Raw genomic sequence first — 17,806 nt, 5'->3', positions numbered from 1 at the left:
GCCCGGGGAAGGTTTCCCGGGGCTGGCCAGTGCTGGGGCGGGGCGTGTCGGTGGGGAACGCAACGCAGGAGTCGGCAGGCCGCGGATGAGGGACAACACAGGGGTGCCCTGCGGCGCGTGCGGCTGGTCGGGTGTGGGCAGGGGCTTTTGTGGGTTGGCGCGAGCGGTCGGCCGGGGGGGGTGGCGGGCGTCCGAGGGGGCGCGAGCGGGGATGCGGGAGGAGCGGAGCGGGCGGGAGTGAGGACCGCAGCGAAGGCCCAGCGGAGCGGGCTTCGCGAGGACCGGAGCTTCCGGCCGGCGCAGTGACGTCCCAACTGACCGGTCCGAACTACGCCCGTCTCAGGCACACCCGTCCCAAGCGCGCCCATTCCAGGCACACTCATCCCGAGTGCGCCGGTCCCAGGCACAGCCGCCCCGCGTGCGCCCGTCCCAGGCACACCTGTCCCGAGCATGTCCGTCCCGAGCGCCTGTCCTCCTGGCCGGTCCGAACTACACCCGTCCACCTCGACCCACATGACCTCAGTTCCGACCTTGCCCCGCTCAACCCCCGGAGCGCGTACCGCCTCGTGAAGGGGCGGGCGGTAGTTCCCGTACGCTGAGGGTCGTGGAATATCGAGCCGTCGAGCAAGCGATCATGGCACGGGGAGTGGAGTGGGATTTCAGCCCCACTCTTGATCGGATCACCGCGCTGATGGAGATCCTCGGCGACCCCCAGAACTCGTACAAGGTCGTTCACGTCGCGGGCACCAACGGGAAGACGAGCACCGCGCGCATGGTCGAGGCTCTGCTGCGCGAGCGTAACCTGCGGGTGGGCCGCTACACCAGCCCTCATCTGCAGTCGATGCGCGAGCGCATCTCGATCGACGGCGAGCCGCTGTCGGAGGAGCGGTTCGCCGAGGTGTACCAGGACGTCGCCCCCTACCTTGAGATGATCGACGCCAGGGTGGGCAAGCTGAGCTTCTTCGAGGTGCTGACGGCGATGGCGTTCGCCGCGTTCGCGGACGCGCCCGTGGACGTCGCCGTGGTCGAGACCGGTATGGGCGGCACCTGGGACGCGACGAACGTGGCCGACGGGACGGTGTCCGTCATCACGCCCATCTCGCTGGATCACACGGATTACCTGGGTGCGGACATCGCGACGATCGCCGGAGAGAAGGCCGGCATCATCAAACCGAAGGCGACGGCGGTGCTGGCGCAGCAGGCGCTGCCCGCCGCCGAGGTGCTGATGCGGCGGGCGGCCGACGTCGGTGCGGTGGTCGCCCGTGAGGGGCTGGAGTTCGGCGTGCTGCATCGCGAGCTCGCGATGGGCGGCCAGATGCTTCAGCTCAGGGGCCTGAAGGGTGTGTACGAGGACGTGTTCCTGCCTTTGTACGGCGCGCACCAGGCGGGCAACGCCGCGGGCGCCCTGGCGGCGGTGGAGGCGTTGACGGCAGGTGACGACCCGCTGGGCGAGGAGGTCGTACGGCAGGCCTTCGCCCAGGTGAGCAGCCCGGGGCGGCTGGAGATCGTGCGAAGGGGCCCGACCGTCCTGGTCGACGCGGCGCACAACCCCGCGGGCATGGAGGCCACGGTCGAGGCACTGACCGAGGCGTTCGGGTTCACCCGGCTCATCGCCGTGGTGGCCGTGATGGCGGACAAGGACGTGGACACGATTTTGGACCTGCTGGAGCCGGTGGCCGAGGAGATCGTGGTCACCCGCAACTCCTCACCTCGCGCGCTCAGCCCTGACGATCTCGCGTCCCGGGCGGAGGCCGTGTTCGGCCAGGACCGCGTCCACATCGAGGACCGGCTCGACGACGCCATCGACAGGGGCGTCGCGCTGGCCGACCAGGGCGACGAGTTCGGTTCGGGCGTTCTCATCACCGGTTCTGTCGTGACCGCGGGCGAGGCGCGCATCCTGCTGAAGGCCGCCAAGTGAGCAGCGCCGTGTTCGAGGTGACCCCCGGCATGCGCCGGCTCTGCGCGACCGTCCTCGGGATGCAGGCGATCGTCGTCGCGCTCGTCAGCCCCGTGGCGATCACCATCAACCACGTGTCCGCCCCGCTCGCGCTGACGGTCGGGCTCGGGCTGGCCGTCCTGTGCGTGGTGGTCGCCGGCCTGCTGAAACGCCCATACGCCTACATCGCGGGCAGCATGCTGGAACTCCTGACAATCGCCACGGAATTCCTGGTTCCGATGATGTTCTTCCTCGGGGTGATCTTCGCTGCCCTGTGGATAACGGCTATCTTCGTCGCTCGCCGTGTCGAAGGGACGACGAAGCGCTAAAGTCGGCAACCATGGCCGTCCCTCCCGTACCGCAGGCTCGGACCGCCGTGCCGGTCCGTGCCGTGCGCGTCCCTCTGCTGGTCGACGTCGTCATCGGGCTGCTCACGCTGGTGGCCCTTCCTCTGGCGCTCGTCGCCATCCCGAACACGATCTCCGTCGTGGCGGCGCTGCTGCCGCCGGGTGTGTCGCAGGTCGACATGATCCGCGCGCACGGCCTGGCGCTGCCCGCCATGCTGGTGACCGTGCCGCTCGCCGCGGTCGCAGTACGCAGGTTCCGCGCGGCGCCGATCCTCGTGGCGGGGCTCACGCTGCTCGCGCTCGCCGACGTGGCCGGGGGTTACACCGACACGGTCGCGCTCGTCGGCGTGCTGCGCGTGCTCCACGGGATCGGCGCGGGCATGCTCGTGCCGGCGACGCTGGTCGCGGTCGCCGAGCGTCCCCGTCACCGGGTGCTGCTGCCGATCTGGGCGGGCACGCTCGCCGCCTCGCTGCTGACGGCCCAGGCCCTCGCCCTGTGGGCGATCCGGGACGTGTCCTCCTGGCAGGTCACCCTTCAGCCGTACCCGCTGCTCACCGGGGTGGCGCTGGCTCTCGCCGCGGCCTACCTGGTGCTGTGGATGATCTCCAGCGACGGCGGCTCGCCGGCCGAGGGGGAGATCCTGCCCGGGGGCCGGCCGACGTCGGCGGAGCGCGGGCGGCTCGCGCTGGCCATCGTGCCCGCCGCGGCCATCGCCGTGCTGGGCGTCGGGATCACCTTCGACTGGCCCCCGCCTCTGGTCGTCGTCGCGGCGGCGGTCGTGGTGGTGGCCATGCTGGCCCTCGCGGCTCTCGGCACGTTCGAGGGGCCGGGCGGCCGTACGCTCGCCTTCGTCAACGTCGCGGTGGGGCTGGTGGTGCTGCCGACCGCCGCGCAGATGACCTACATCGAGCTCGGCGGCCCGCTGGGCGGTCCCGGCCTCAAGGGCCTGTGGGTGCCGTTCCTGGTGGCCGCGGTGACCGCCCTCGTGGGCGCCGTCCTGGCGGGCCGGGCGCCCGAGGCGCTCGCGGCCCGGATGACGGTCCTCGGTCTCGCGGCCGTCGTCGTGGGGCTGGCCGCGATCAGGCTGCTGGTCCCGGCGCCGTCGGGCACGCCGCTGGTGGTGCCGTTCGTCCTGCTGGCCGCGGGGTCGGCCGTGGCGCTGGTCGGCGCGTTCCGTACGGCGGGCCTGGGGACGGCGATGCTGGGCCTGTCGCTGTGCTTCCCGGCCGTGCTCGCGGGCTTCCTGCTCGGCACGGGCATCCAGGTGAACCGGCTGCGCGAGGCCGCGGAGAGCGCACGGGGTGACGGGAACGCCCTGGTCAACGGGTTCATCGACGCGCTGCACATGTGGGCGCTCGTCGGCGGATTCGTGGTGGTCGGCGTGATCGTGCTCTCCTCCGTCCTGGCCCGGAGGGCCGCCACCGCGGCGGCGGACAGTGACGTGGTGATCCCGCTGCCGACGCCGTCGCCCGAGAAGGCCGACGACACCCCCGAGGACTCCGGCTCCAAGCACTGACCCGGCACGCGGCAGGACTCGCCGCTCACGTACCGACCCGGCATGCGGCAGGACTCGCCGCCGCACACTGACACGGTACGCACAGGAACACCGCCGCCCGCGCACCGACACGGTGACACGGTACGCACAGGAACACCGCCGCCCGCGCACCGACACGGCTCGCGCAGAAACGCCCGCCCGGAGCGCCCGTCCGAGACGCCCGTCGAGATGCTCTGCCGCAGACCCGCCGGCATCGGACTCGTCCGATCGGAGCGGCGTTCCCGGACCGGTAAGCTGCCGTTGCGTCGGAGCTTCCCAGCCGGAGCTTCCCAGACGCGTGACGGGCGGGCCCGCGATCCGCCGGGTCACCGTGTACGGCGAGTCAACGACCTTAGGAGAAAAGACCGTGTCCGAGCGTACGCTTGTCCTGATCAAGCCCGACGGGGTCCGTCGCGGCCTCATCGGGGACGTCATCGGCCGCATCGAGCGCAAGGGCCTCAAGATCGTGGCGATGGACCTGCGCACGCTCGACGCCGAGACGGCCAAGGCCCATTACGCCGAGCACTCGGAGCGTCCGTTCTTCGGCGAGCTGGTGGAGTTCATTACCGGCGGCCCGCTGGTCGCGATGGTGCTTGAGGGCCCCCGGGCCGTAGAGGCGTTCCGCGCGCTGGCCGGCCTGACCGACCCGGTGAAGTCCGCGCCCGGCACCATCCGCGGCGACCACGCTCTTGAGATCGGCGAGAACGTCGTGCACGGCTCCGATTCGCCGGAGTCCGCGGCCCGGGAAATCAAGATTTTCTTTCCCGACCGTTTCTAGTCCTTGCCACACGAGAGGCCCCGGTTTAAACCGGGGCCTCTCGTGTTTTTCCAGGTGGTGACCGAGCTTAGGCAGGGCGACACCGGTTTTTCCGGGGCCTTGGGAGCTCGATGTGCCCAGTGATGAGCACATGCCGTTACGATTCGAATGCGATGCGTCATCCCGCACTCCCGCTGAACCCGGTAACCGCTAACCACCTGAAGGAAGGCTTCCTTCCGCATGGGCAGCAAGCTGACATTCCTGGGCCGTGACATGGCTGTCGACCTTGGCACGGCGAACACTCTCGTCTACGTCCGAGGGCGCGGCATCGTCCTGAACGAGCCGTCCGTCGTCGCCATCAACGTCACGACAGGAAACATCGTGGCTGTTGGGATAGAAGCGAAGCGGATGATCGGTCGGACGCCCGGAAACATCGTCGCGATCCGTCCCCTGAGGGACGGTGTCATCGCGGACTTCGATGTGACCGAGCGGATGCTGCGTTACTTCATCCAGAAGATCCACAAACGGCGCCATTTCGTGCGCCCGCGCATCATCGTGGCCGTGCCGAGTGGCATCACCGCGGTGGAGCAGCGCGCCGTGAAAGAAGCGGGCTACCAGGCCGGGGCCCGCCGTGTGTACATCATCGAGGAACCGATGGCGGCCGCGATCGGAGCCGGCCTGCCGGTCCACGAGCCGACCGGGAACATGGTCGTCGACATCGGCGGCGGCACCACCGAGGTGGCCATCATCTCGATGGGCGGCATCGTGACCAGCCAGTCGATCCGCGTCGGCGGCGACGAGCTCGACCACGCGGTCATCGCCTTCGCCAAGAAGGAGTACTCGCTGATGCTGGGCGAGCGCACGGCGGAGGAAGTCAAGATCGCCGTCGGGTCGGCCTGCGTCACGGGCGAGGACTTCCACGCCGAGGTGCGCGGCCGCGACCTGGTCAGCGGCCTGCCGAAGACGGTCGTCATCAGCGCGGAGGAGATCCGCCGGTCCATCGCAGAGCCGGTCAACGCGATCGTCGACGCGGTGAAGTCGACGCTGGACAAGTGCCCGCCGGAGCTCTCCGGCGACCTCATGGACCGGGGGATCGCCGTGACCGGTGGCGGCGCCCTGCTGCGCGGCATGGTCGACCGGTTGCGTGAGGAGACCGGCATGCCGGTCCACCTGGCCGAGAACGCGCTCGACTCGGTCGCGCTCGGCTCCGGGCGGTGCGTGGAGGACTTTGAAGCCCTCCAGCAGGTGCTCGTGCCGGAGCCCCGCAACTAAGGAGCGTCATGAGAGACACCCGTCGCGCCCGTCTCACGCTCGGAATCCTCCTCGCCGTGGCGCTGATCCTCATCACCGTGGATCACCGGGCCGGGAACAACCGCGTCCTCGGCCCGGTGCGCGACTTCGCGAGTGCCGTGTTCGGGAAGGCCGAGCGCGTCGGTGCCGCCGTCACCAGCCCGATCACCGGATTCGTCGGCATGGTGCGCGACGCGCCCTCCGCGCGGCGCACCATCGCCGACCTGCGCAAGGAGAACGCGCGGCTGCGCGACGAGGTGTCGGCGCAGAAGCTCGACAGGGCACGGGCCGACAAGCTCGACAGCATGCTCGGGCTGGCGGGTCTCGGCCGCTACCGCATCGTGCCGGCCCAGGTCGTCGCGCGGCGTACGGTGGCCGGTTTCGAGGACACGGTCGAGATCGACGCCGGCACCGGCGACGGGATCCGGCCCGACATGACGGTGCTCAGCGACGCCGGGCTGGTCGGCCGCGTCGTCCAGGCGGGCCCGGACGGCTCGACGGTGGCGCTCCTGACCGACCCGGCCCTGTCGGCCGGGGCCAGGTTGGAGGGCGGCAACGAGCTCGGCGTCGTGAGCGGCCTCGGCGAGGCGGGCGGCGGCGGCAACCTCGTCAGGTTCCGCCTGCTCGACTCCACCGTGCCGATCGGCGTGGGCCGCCGGATCGTCTCGTTCGGCTCCCAGCAGAGCAAGCCGTACGTGCCGGGGGTGCCGATCGGCGTGGTCGAGCGGGTGGACAACACGCCGGGTGAGGTGACGAGGACGGCCTACGCGCGGCCCTTCACCGACTTCTCCGCGCTGGACGTCGTCGGCGTGGTGGTCGCGGCGCCGAAGCGTGATCCGCGCGACGCGGTGCTGCCGCCGAAGCCGCCACCGCCGCCGAAGCCGCCGCGCGAGGACCAGCGGCGCGGCGACGCCCGGGGGCAGGGACGCGCCTCGCTGGAGGCCGAGTGGGGGCTCGACGGCCGCAGTCGCGGCGCGGGCGACGAGGCGCGGGCCGCGACCGGACCGCAGGTGCGCGAGGGCCGGCCCGAGGCCGCGCAGGAGCGGCGCGGCCGGCACGGCACGCAGGCCGTGGACAGCGAGCAGCGCGCCCAAGAGCAGCGCGCACAGGAGCAGTACGCCCAAGAACGGCAGGCGCAGGAGCAGGGGCGCGAGCAGCCGGCGCAGGAACGGCAGGCGCAGGGGCGGCAGGTCCACGAGCAGCCCGCCGCGCACCGATCGCCCGCCGCGCACCGGCCGCCGGCCGTGGAGCCGCGCGACGCGCCTCGGCAGCACGACGGCCACGGTGAAAGGAACTGACCGATGGGCCGCAACCTCCTCGCCGCGCTGCTGCTCTTCGTGGCTCTGGTGCTCCAGGTCAGTGTGGTCAACCGGCTGCTGCTTTCCTGGGCGCCCGACCTGGTGCTGGTGACGGTGGCCGCGCTCGCGACCAGGCGCGGGGCCGTCCCGGGCGCGGTGATCGGCTTCTGCGGCGGGCTCGCCTATGACCTGCTGCCTCCCTCGAACCACACGCTGGGCCAGTACGCGCTGGTGCTGTGCGCCCTCGGCTACGCGGCCGGGCGGTTGGGAGATCGGGTGCCGCTGTTCGCGGTGGCGGCGTGCGCCGTGCTCGCGCCCGGCATGCTGGCGGGCCTGGGCGCGTTGATCGGCGCGCCGGGGGTCACCTGGTCGGTGCTGGCCACGGCATGGCCCCGGGCCGCGATCTGCAATCTCGTGGCCGCTCCACTGGCGCTCTGGGCGGTCAAGGTCACGCACGGCGGCCATCGCAGGCGCGCAGGCGGTGGCGAGCTCGTGCCGAGCTGGAGACGGGGGACGGCATGACACGTTTGCGCGGACGCCTGATCGTCCTGCAGGTGCTGGTCATCGCCATGATCGTGGTGCTCGTCGTCCGGCTGTGGCAGGTCCAGGTGGTGCAGGGGCCGCGGTTCGTCACGGTCGCGACGGAGACGCGCACCCGTGAGGTGCGGGTGCCCGCTCTGCGTGGGGCGATCCTCGACTCCTCCGGCCGCCCGCTCGTGCGCAACCGTACGACGCTGGTGGTCTCCGTGGACCGCGGCCGGCTTGAGCGGATGCCGGACGGCGGCGACGCGGTTCTGCGCCGGTTGTCCGCCGTGCTGAAGGTGCCGCTCGCGAAGCTGAAGCAGGAGATCCGGGCGTGCGGCCCGGGCATCAGCCGCCCGTGCTGGCCCGGCTCGCCGTACACGCCGATCCCGGTCGCCAACAACGTCAATCCCCGGGCGGCGCTGCAGATCCTGGAGCGCCAGGAGGACTTCCCCGGCGTCACGGCCGACATCCAGGCGCTGCGCGACTATCCCAACGGAAAGGACGCCGCCCAGCTCCTCGGCTACCTGCAGCCGGTGACGGAGAGCGAGCTGGAAAAGCGCGAGGGTCTCAAGGCCAACTATTCGGGCGTCGACCTCACCGGCCGCGACGGGCTCGAGCGCACCTACGATTCCGCACTGCGCGGCACGCCCGGCCTGCGCAACGTCCAGGTCGACCGGATGGGCAAGGTCATCACGGTCAACCAGGCGTCCGACCCGGTCCCCGGCGACGTCCTGGTGACCAGCATCGACGCCAAGGTGCAGCGCATCGTGGAGAAGTCGCTGGACCAGGCCATGCAGGAGGTGCCCCGCTCCGACGGCGCCGCAGGCGTGGTGCTCGACATCAAGACCGGTCGCGTGATCGCGATGGCCAGCCGGCCGACGTACGACCCCAAGGTCTGGACGGGCGGCATCTCGGAGAAGGACTACCGGTGGCTGCTGTCGGACAAGTCGGGCAAGCCGCTGGTGTCGCGGGCGATCGCCGGCGAGTACGCGCCGGGTTCGACCTTCAAGATCAGCTCGGTGTCGGCGATGATCGCCGATGGGCAGCCCCTGCACGGCACCTACCAGTGCCCGAGCTCCTACAACGTCGAGGGCAGGTCGTACCCGAACGCGGGCGGCATGAGCCTGGGCGCGATCTCGCTGCACGAGGCGCTGGTCAAGTCGTGTGACACCGTGTTCTACCGCGCCGGATATGAGGAGTGGCTGCGCGACGGCGGCAAGACGCCCAAGGCCAAGGTCAAGGAGCCGATGCCGAACATGGCCAAGGCCTACGGCTTCGGCAAGCGCACCGGCATCGACCTGCCCGGCGAGTCCGCGGGCCGCATCCCGACCCGCGCCTGGAAGCTCGACCTGTACAACACGACGAAGTCGGAGATGTGCAAGCGGGCCAAGATCGGCTACCCGGAGATGAAGGACCAGAGCCGGGCGGCGTTCGCCAAGCGGCTGGCCAACGAGAACTGCCTGGAGGGCATGATCTTCCACGCCTACGAGGCGGTCAACCTCTCGATCGGCCAGGGCGACGTGCTGGTCACCCCGCTCCAGCTCGCGCGGGCGTACGCGGCGCTGCTGGGCGACGGCCAGGTGCGCAGCCCGCGTGTCGGCTGGGCGCTGATGCGGCCGGACGGCACCCTTAAGAAGGAGATCCCGGTCCCGGTCGTGGGGCGCCTCCCGGTCAACGACGAGACCCGCACCTACATCCGCAAGGCGCTCAGCGAGGTGCCCTCGGACGGCACGGCCGCCGGCGCGTTCCGCGGGTTCCCGATGAACGTCGTCAAGATCGGCGGCAAGACCGGTACGGCAGAGGTCTACGGCAAGGAGGACACGTCGTGGTTCGCGTCCTTCGCGCCTGCGGACAATCCGCGGCTGGTCACCGTGGTCATGGTGGCGCAGGGCGGCTTCGGCGCCTCGACCGCCGCGCCCGCCGTGCGGCGCATCTGGGAGGGGATCTACGGCCTCGGCAAGGGGAACGACGGCAAGCCGCTCAAGCCGGCGCTTCCGGACGGCAAACCGGCGACGCGGCTGCCGGCCATCAGCCGCGAAACGCAGTGAGGCGGATCTGCCATGACTGAAGCCCTCGGGGTAAGGCGGAGGTCGTTCGCGAGCCGCGTCGTCGGCAGGGGATCGGTCGTCTGGCGGATGGACTGGCTGCTGTTCGGCGCGGTGGTCGCGCTCAGCGCGATCGGCACGCTGCTGGTGTGGTCGGCCACCCGCACGTGGTCGTCGATCGAGCCGACGGGCATGGCCAAGAAGCACGTGCTCAACCTGCTCATCGGCCTGGCCCTCTACAGCGCGATCGCGGTGACCGACTACCGCTGGCTGCGCACGTACGCGCCGGTCCTGTACGGCATCGCCGTCCTCGGGCTGATCCTGGTGATCAGCCCGATGGGTTCGACGGTCAACGGCCACCACTCGTGGATCCTGCTCGGCGGGGGTTTCGCCCTGCAGCCCGCCGAGCTGATGAAGCCGGCGCTGGTGGTGATGCTGGCGCGGCTGCTGGCCCCGGTGTCCGAGAAGGGGAAGACCAAGGACCGGCCGAGGGGCTCCGGTCTCGCGCTGTCGCTGGCGGCGGCGGGCGGGGCGGCGGCGCTGGTCATGCTGCAGCCCGACCTCGGCACCACGATGGTGCTGATGGCGACGACCGGCGCGATCATCGTCTTCGCCGGGATACGCAAGCGCTGGGTGCTGGCCGGGGTGCTGCTCGCGGGCCTCGCGGGGGTGGCGGTGTGGGCGCTGGGGCTGCTCAAGCCCTACCAGGTGGCGCGGTTCACCGCGCTCATCGACCCGTCGAGCGACCCGCGCGGCGTGGGCTACAACAGCACGCAGGCGCTCGTGGCGATCGGGTCGGGCGAGGTGTTCGGCAAGGGCCTGTTCCACGGCGGCCAGACCACGGGTCGCTTCGTGCCCGAGCAGCACACCGACTTCATCTTCACCGTCGCGGGCGAGGAGCTCGGCTTCGTCGGGTCGGTCACCGTGGTGGCCCTGCTCGGCGTGGTGCTGCTGCGCGGCGTGCGGATCGCCCGGATGTGCAACGACCGGTTCAGTGCGCTCGTCTCCGGCGGCATCGTCGCGTGGCTGGGCTTCCAGACCCTCGTCAACGTCGGCATGACGATCGGAATCATGCCGATCACCGGCGTGCCGCTGCCGTTCGTCTCCTACGGCGGCACGGCGACGTTCGCGAACATGACGGCGGTGGCCATCCTGCAGGCGATCCATCTCAGGTCGCGGCCCGGGTGATCCGCGCCGCCCGGTGCCTCGCGCCGGGCGCCGGGACGCCGCGGCCTACGGCGAGCCGGGTCACCGCCCGGTCTCGCCGCGCGGGCGGCCCGATCTGGCACCCCTGCTGAGGACGGAAGATCCGCAGGGGCCACTCTCCGGAGCCGATACCCTGGATACATGTCTGTCGAGTCGTTGTTTCCCCGCCTGGAGCCGCTGCTGCCCAAGGTGCAGAAGCCGATCCAGTACGTCGGGGGCGAGCTGAACTCGACGGTCAAGGACTGGGACGAGGCGACCGTCCGGTGGGCCCTGATGTACCCGGACGCCTACGAGGTCGGCCTGCCCAACCAGGGGGTGCAGATCCTCTACGAGATCCTCAACGAGCTGCCCGAGACGCTGGCGGAGCGCACCTACGCGGTGTGGCCCGACCTCGAGGCGCTCATGCGGTCCGAGGGTGTCCCGCAGTTCACCGTGGACGGTCACCGGCCGGTTCGCGCGTTCGACATCCTCGGGGTGTCGTTCGCCACCGAGCTGGGCTACACCAACCTCCTCACCGCGCTCGACCTGGCGGGGATCCCGCTGGAGGCGGCGGACCGCACCGACGAGGACCCGATCGTTCTGGCGGGCGGCCACGCCGCGTTCAACCCGGAGCCGATCGCCGACTTCCTCGACGCCGCCGTGCTCGGCGACGGCGAGCAGATCGCCATCGCGATCTCCGAGGTGCTGCGCGAGTGGAAGGCCGAGGGCTCGCCCGGCGGCCGCGACGAGCTGCTGCTGCGCCTCGCCTCCACCGGCGGGGTGTACGTCCCGAAGTTCTATGACGTCGAGTACCACCCGGACGGCCGCATCATGCGCGTCGTCCCCAACCGCGACGGCGTGCCGACGCGCGTGTTCAAGCACACGGTCATGGACCTCGACGAGTGGCCCTACCCGAAGAAACCGCTGGTCCCGCTCGCCGAGACCGTGCACGAGCGGTTCAGCGTCGAGATCTTCCGGGGCTGCACCCGGGGCTGCCGCTTCTGCCAGGCGGGGATGATCACCCGTCCGGTGCGGGAGCGGTCGATCACCACGATCGGCGACATGGTCGAGGCGGGGATCAGGGAGTCCGGCTTCAGCGAGGTCGGGCTGCTGTCGCTGTCCAGCGCGGACCACTCCGAGATCGCCGACGTCACCAAGGGCCTCGCCGACCGTTACGAGGGCAGCCAGGTCGGCCTGTCCCTGCCCTCCACCCGGGTCGACGCGTTCAACATCGACCTGGCGAACGAGCTGTCCCGCAACGGCCGCCGTTCCGGTCTCACGTTCGCGCCGGAGGGCGGGTCCGAGCGGATGCGCAAGGTGATCAACAAGATGGTCACCGAGGAGGACCTGATCCGCACGGTCACGACCGCCTACTCCAACGGCTGGCGGCAGGTGAAGCTCTACTTCATGTGCGGGCTCCCGACCGAGGAGGACGAGGACGTCCTCGGCATCGCCGACCTGGCCAAGAAGGTCATCAAGGCGGGCCGCGAGGCGACGGGCTCGCGCGACATCCGCTGCACGGTCTCCATCGGCGGGTTCGTGCCCAAGCCGCACACGCCGTTCCAGTGGGCCGCCCAGTGCGACCACGAGACGGTGGACCGCCGGCTGCGCGCGCTGCGCGACGCCCTGCGCTCCGACAAGGAGTACGGCAGGGCCATCGGCTACCGCTACCACGACGGCAAGCCGTCGATCGTGGAGGGGCTGCTGTCGCGGGGCGACCGCCGGGTGGGCCGGGTCATCCGGGCCGTCTGGGAGGACGGCGGCAGGTTCGACGGATGGAGCGAGCACTTCTCGTTCGAGCGGTGGATGGCCGCGGCCGAGCGCGCCTTCGCCGACGAGCCGGTCGACGTGGACTGGTACACGACGCGCGAGCGGGACGAGCACGAGGTGCTCCCCTGGGACCACCTCGACGCCGGTCTCGACCGCGAGTGGCTGTGGCAGGACTGGCAGGACGCGCTGAACACGGTCGAGGTCGAGGACTGCCGCTGGACGCCCTGCTACGACTGCGGCGTCTGCCCCACGATGGGGACGGAGATCCAGATCGGCCCCACGGGCAGAAAACTGCTGCCACTCACCGTGATCTGACGGTCACGGCCTATCCTGAAAGACGATCGACCGACAGCGGAAGGACGACGGAACTCTGAAACCCGTTCCCGACGGGCCCGCGCCCGAACCCACCGTGCAGCGCCTTCGTGTGCGCTACGCCAAGCGGGGCCGCCTGCGTTTCACCAGCCACCGCGACATCTCCCGCGCCGTCGAAAGGGCGGTGCGGCGAGCGGGCATTCCGGTGGCCTACAGCGCCGGCTTCAGCCCTCACCCGAAGATCTCCTACGCCGGCGCCGCCCCCACCGGAGTGGCGAGCGAGGCCGAATACCTGGAGATCGGGGTGAACCGGCCGTGCGACCCGCGGCGGGTTCGCGACGACCTCGACGCCTCGCTGCCGCCGGGGCTCGACGTGCTCGACGTGGTGGAGGCGCGGGACGGGAACCTGGCCGACCGGCTGGAGGGCTCGATGTGGGAGCTGCGGCTCCCCGGAGCCGATCCGGGCGAGGCGGAGCGGGCGGTGAAGGAGTTCCTCTCGGCCGATCTGGTGGAGGTCGAGCGCCTGACCAAGAAGGGAATGCGGCGGTTCGACGCCCGCCAGGCGGTGCGTTCGCTGGCCGTCGTGGGGGAGCCGGGAATTACGGCAGGTCAGGAGACCGTTCAACCGTGTGTCATACTTCGTATGGTTGTTCGGCACGAAACACCTGCCGTCCGGCCCGATGACGTGCTCATGGGTCTGCGTCTCGTGGCAGGCTTCGCGCCGCCGTCACCCGCTGCGGTGACCAGGCTGGCGCAGGGGCCGCTCGACGCGACCGGTGAGCCCGCCGACCCGTTCGCCTTCGACCGGGCAGGCGGAGACCGATAAGACTTGCCGCCGAGGCGCCGACAGGAAGCCCGGCGGACCGCGAGAGACGAGAGCCTTCGCGCGGCGCGGCAACGTGCCCGGAGGCTGACGGGAGAGCGCCCGCATGCTCGACAACGAGCCCACTGACGGGGCTGTGAGCCTTGACAGTGACACGACAACAGAAGAACGCCGGCAGACCGGGGGAGAGGTCGTTTCTTCCGGTCCTTCGGTCGTATCCACGACCCGGCGCCGCCGGTCGGCGAGCCGTCCGGCCGGGCCACCGCCCGAGCCCGACGACCTGCCGCCGCCGGTGACCACCGTGGCCGCGGCCACCATGCCCAAGGCCGTGGAGACCACCGCGCCGAAGAGCGCCCGCGGCACCGTGCCGAAGAGCGCGGAAACCACCGTGGCCTCCGTGGCCGAGCCCGTGGCGGCTCCCGCGCAGGAGGAGCCTGCCGCGAAGGAGAAGCCCAAGCGGGTGACCCGCCGCCGCACCAAGGCCGCGGAGGAGCCGGTCGCCGAGCAGCCGCCGGTGACCGCGGAGGCCGTGACGGCCCCAATGGAGACGGCCCCGGCGGAGACGCCACCGGCGGCCGCGGAGACCGCCGCGGAGACCGTGCCGGCCACCGCGGAGACGGCGCCTGCCGCGCAGGACGAGCCGCCCGCGCCCACCCGGCGTCGCCGGAGCCGCAAGCGGACCGACGAGACCGAGACGCCCCAGCAGGCCGAAACGGCACAGGCCGAAGCGGCACAGACGGAAACGGCACAGACGGAAACGGCGCAGACCGAAGCGGTGCAGGACGTGCCGGCCGAGCAGCCTGCCACGTCGAGGCGGCGCCGCCGCGTCCGCGCGGAAGAGCCGGAGCCGGAACGATCCAGGGCGATGAGCGCCGCCGAGGCGGAGGTCGACGCCGCGCTGCGGCTCAACCTCCCCGACGAGGAGCCGCTGGACGACGAGCCGCTCGACATCGAGGACGTCGACCTGGAAGAGGCCGACGACGAGGACGGCGATCGCCTGGACGTGGTGGCCGACCCCTTCGGGCTGTCCGCGCAGCAGCCGGCCGTGCCCTCGGTGACCTTCCAGGCGCCGTCGGCGCTGTTCCAGCCGATCTTCCAGGCCCCTGATCCGTACGCGGTGCCCGTGCAGAGGGCGGCGACGCCCCCGGCCGAGCCGGTGCCGGCGGAGGACGAGGAAGCCGAGGCGGAGGAGCCGGAGGAGACCGTCGATTCCGGCGATGACGACTCCGAGGGCGAGGGCGGCACCCGCCGTCGTCGCCGCCGCAGGGGCGGCCGCGGCCGCGGTGCCCGCGCCAGGGACGCCGAGGACGGCGAGGAGCAGGAGAGCGAGGGCGAGGAGCCCCAGGCCGCGTCGGCCGAGGAGGACGACCGCGAGCAGGCGGAGGACGACTCCGAGGGCCAGACCGGCACCCGCCGCCGTCGCCGTCGCCGCCGCCGGGGCACCGAGGACGCCGATCTGACCCCCGACGACCCGCCGAACACCGTCGTCCGCATCCGGGCGCCCCGCGCGACCAGGTCCACCTCCGTGGACGAGGTCCAGGGCGTGCGCGGATCGACCCGGCTGGAGGCCAAGAAGCAGCGCCGCCGTGAGGGCCGCGAGCTGGGCCGCCGCCGTCCCCCGATCATCACCGAGTCGGAGTTCCTGGCCCGGCGCGAGTCGGTCGAGCGGATCATGGTCGTGCGCCGCCAGGGCGGCCGCACCCAGATCGCGGTGCTGGAGGACGGCGTCCTCGTCGAGCACTACGTCGACCGGGAGTCCAGCCAGTCGTACGTCGGCAACGTCTACCTCGGCAAGGTCCAGAACGTGCTGCCCTCGATGGAGGCGGCGTTCGTGGACATCGGCAAGGGCCGCAACGCCGTGCTGTACGCCGGCGAGGTGAACTTCGACACCGCGGGGCTGGAGGGCCAGCCCAAGCGGATCGAGGCGGCACTGAAGTCCGGGCAGTCGGTGCTCGTGCAGGTCACCAAGGACCCGATCGGTCACAAGGGCGCCCGGCTGACCTCGCAGATCAGCCTCCCCGGCCGCTATCTGGTCTATGTGCCGGACGGCTCGATGACCGGGATCAGCCGCAAGCTGCCCGACAAGGAACGGGCCCGGCTCAAGCAGATCCTGCGCAAGGTCATGCCGGAGAACGCGGGCGTGATCGTGCGTACCGCCGCGGAGGGCGCCTCGGAGGAGGAGCTCAGCCGCGACGTCGCCCGGCTGTCGGCCCAGTGGGAGAACATCCAGCGCAAGGCCAAGTCGGCCAGCCCGCCGGAGCTGCTGTCCGGCGAGCCCGACCTGACCATCCGGGTGGTCCGCGACGTCTTCAACGAGGACTTCAGCTCCCTGGTCGTCGAGGGCGACGACGCGTGGACGACGGTGGACGAGTACGTCCGCTACGTCGCCCCGCACCTGGCCGATCGGCTGTCGAAGTGGGAGGGCGAGACCGGCGCGTTCGCCGCCTACCGCATCGACGAGCAGATCGCCAAGGCGATGGAGCGCAAGGTGTGGCTGCCGTCCGGCGGCTCGCTGGTGATCGACAGGACCGAGGCGATGACCGTCGTCGACGTCAACACCGGCAAGTTCACCGGGCAGGGCGGCAACCTCGAGGAGACCGTCACCCGCAACAACCTGGAGGCGGCCGAGGAGATCGTCCGCCAGCTCAGGCTGCGGGACATCGGCGGCATCATCGTGATCGACTTCATCGACATGGTCCTGGAGAGCAACCGCGACCTGGTGCTCCGGCGGCTGCTGGAGTGCCTGGCGCGCGACCGGACCAAGCACCAGGTGGCGGAGGTCACCTCGCTCGGCCTGGTGCAGATGACGCGTAAGCGGGTCGGCCAGGGCCTGCTGGAGGCGTTCTCCACGCCGTGTGACTGCTGCCACGGGCGCGGGATCATCGTGTCGACCGAACCGGTCGAGGCGAAGCCCGAGCCACGTGGCACGCAGGGCAAGATGGCCATCGAAAAGGCGGTGGCCGAGAAGGTGGCGGCGAGCGAGGGCTCCGTCGCCGCGGCGGCGGGCTCGGTGCGCGAGAGCGTCACCGACGCCATCGACGCCGATTCCTCCGACTCCGACGGGGGCGACGGCTCCGCGTCGTCTTCCCGGGGACGGCGACGTTCCCGCAGGAAGACGGCGGAGTAGCGACTTCGTCAACCGGCGGTCCGCTCGGTTCGACCTGGGTACCGGATATCCGGTACCCTAGTCAACCGGTGCGCCTGGTGTCGGCGTGCCTGGCTTCGCGCGCCTGCCCGGATCGCCGGTCGTTTTATCGACAGCAGCTGGATGCGGGGCGCGGCATCTCAGCATTTAGCCAGTAGAAGGGTTCCGCGGTGTACGCGATCGTTCGTTGCGGCGGCAGGCAGCAGAAGGTCTCCGTCGGGGACGTCCTCGAGGTGGACAAGGTCGCCGGCGAGGTTGGGTCCTCGGTGTCGCTGCCGGCGGTGCTCGTCGTCAACGACGGCGATGTCACCACCGACGCCGCCACGCTTTCCCGGTTCCAGGTGACCGCCGAGATCCTCGGCGAGACGAAGGGGCCGAAGATCCGGATTCTGAAGTACAAGAACAAGACCGGATACAAGAAGCGCCAGGGTCACCGCCAGCGGTACACCCAGGTCAAGGTCACCGGCATCAACCCCGGACAGTAGTTTCCCGGGGGACGACCCCCGCTTACCCCCGAAAGGGAGTGAATCATGGCACACAAGAAGGGCGCCTCGTCCACCCGGAACGGTCGTGACTCGAACGCTCAGCGTCTCGGCGTGAAGCGTTTCGGTGGCCAGCTGGTGAACGCCGGCGAGATCATCGTCCGTCAGCGCGGCACGCACTTCCACCCCGGCGACAACGTCGGCCGTGGTGGCGACGACACGCTGTTCGCCCTGGCCACGGGCCGGGTGCAGTTCGGCACCAAGCGCGGTCGCCGCGCGGTGAGCATCGTCCCGGCCGCGGAGTAGATCCGCCCAGGACACCCACAAGCAGCGCGATGAGGCGGATCGAGCATTCG

14 protein-coding genes are annotated in these 17,806 nt (G+C 71.0%); all 14 read left to right on the top strand.

The genetic code is table 11. The annotated features are described in order from the left end of the window. Nucleotides 1–634: 634 nt before the first annotated feature. Nucleotides 635–1,918 (top strand): bifunctional folylpolyglutamate synthase/dihydrofolate synthase, encoded by a 1,284-nt coding sequence (locus OHB01_RS39785; RefSeq protein ID WP_142645884.1) that lies wholly within the window; start codon nt 635–637, stop codon nt 1,916–1,918. Between the two features lie 8 nt (nt 1,919–1,926). After that, complete coding sequence (locus OHB01_RS39780) at nt 1,927–2,265, top strand: DUF4233 domain-containing protein (protein ID WP_328854755.1); 339 nt, start codon at nt 1,927–1,929, stop codon at nt 2,263–2,265. An 11-nt stretch (nt 2,266–2,276) separates the two neighbouring features. Beyond that, a complete protein-coding gene (locus OHB01_RS39775; RefSeq protein ID WP_142645848.1) occupies nt 2,277–3,800 on the top strand; it encodes a hypothetical protein in 1,524 nt (507 codons plus the stop codon). A 385-nt stretch (nt 3,801–4,185) separates the two neighbouring features. Then, nucleotides 4,186–4,596 (top strand): nucleoside-diphosphate kinase, encoded by a 411-nt coding sequence (gene ndk, locus OHB01_RS39770; protein ID WP_030505860.1) that lies wholly within the window; start codon nt 4,186–4,188, stop codon nt 4,594–4,596. 219 nt (nt 4,597–4,815) lie between these two features. After that, nucleotides 4,816–5,847: a rod shape-determining protein gene (locus OHB01_RS39765; RefSeq protein WP_142645847.1), complete on the top strand. Its 1,032-nt coding sequence runs from the start codon at nt 4,816–4,818 to the stop codon at nt 5,845–5,847. Between the two features lie 8 nt (nt 5,848–5,855). After that, nucleotides 5,856–7,163 (top strand): rod shape-determining protein MreC, encoded by a 1,308-nt coding sequence (locus OHB01_RS39760; RefSeq protein WP_328710739.1) that lies wholly within the window; start codon nt 5,856–5,858, stop codon nt 7,161–7,163. A gap of 3 nt (nt 7,164–7,166) precedes the next feature. Beyond that, on the top strand, nt 7,167–7,685 hold the full coding sequence (gene mreD, locus OHB01_RS39755) for a rod shape-determining protein MreD (RefSeq protein ID WP_142645845.1): 519 nt from the start codon (nt 7,167–7,169) through the stop codon (nt 7,683–7,685). Next, the gene (gene mrdA, locus OHB01_RS39750) at nt 7,682–9,736 is read left to right on the top strand and encodes a penicillin-binding protein 2 (protein ID WP_142645844.1); all 2,055 of its coding nucleotides are present in this window, start codon (nt 7,682–7,684) and stop codon (nt 9,734–9,736) included. The genes mreD and mrdA overlap by 4 nt, the downstream gene beginning before the upstream one ends. Before the next feature lie 12 nt (nt 9,737–9,748). Beyond that, nucleotides 9,749–10,921 (top strand): rod shape-determining protein RodA, encoded by a 1,173-nt coding sequence (gene rodA / locus OHB01_RS39745; protein WP_142645843.1) that lies wholly within the window; start codon nt 9,749–9,751, stop codon nt 10,919–10,921. A gap of 159 nt (nt 10,922–11,080) precedes the next feature. Further along, a complete protein-coding gene (locus OHB01_RS39740) occupies nt 11,081–13,003 on the top strand; it encodes a TIGR03960 family B12-binding radical SAM protein (protein WP_147944832.1) in 1,923 nt (640 codons plus the stop codon). 94 nt (nt 13,004–13,097) lie between these two features. Further along, nucleotides 13,098–13,826: a TIGR03936 family radical SAM-associated protein gene (locus OHB01_RS39735; protein WP_142623795.1), complete on the top strand. Its 729-nt coding sequence runs from the start codon at nt 13,098–13,100 to the stop codon at nt 13,824–13,826. A gap of 103 nt (nt 13,827–13,929) precedes the next feature. Further along, nucleotides 13,930–16,950 (top strand): Rne/Rng family ribonuclease, encoded by a 3,021-nt coding sequence (locus tag OHB01_RS39730; RefSeq protein WP_419197561.1) that lies wholly within the window; start codon nt 13,930–13,932, stop codon nt 16,948–16,950. 188 nt (nt 16,951–17,138) lie between these two features. Next, entirely contained in the window at nt 17,139–17,453 is a 315-nt protein-coding gene (gene rplU / locus OHB01_RS39725) for a 50S ribosomal protein L21 (protein WP_030505848.1), read from the top strand. A 45-nt stretch (nt 17,454–17,498) separates the two neighbouring features. Next, entirely contained in the window at nt 17,499–17,756 is a 258-nt protein-coding gene (gene rpmA, locus OHB01_RS39720) for a 50S ribosomal protein L27 (RefSeq protein ID WP_030505847.1), read from the top strand. The last annotated feature ends 50 nt before the right edge of the window (nt 17,757–17,806 follow it).

It is taken from the genome of Microbispora hainanensis (genome assembly GCF_036186745.1).
Classification (GTDB): Bacteria; Actinomycetota; Actinomycetes; order Streptosporangiales; family Streptosporangiaceae; genus Microbispora.
This window is presented reverse-complemented; position numbering and strand designations above follow the sequence as displayed.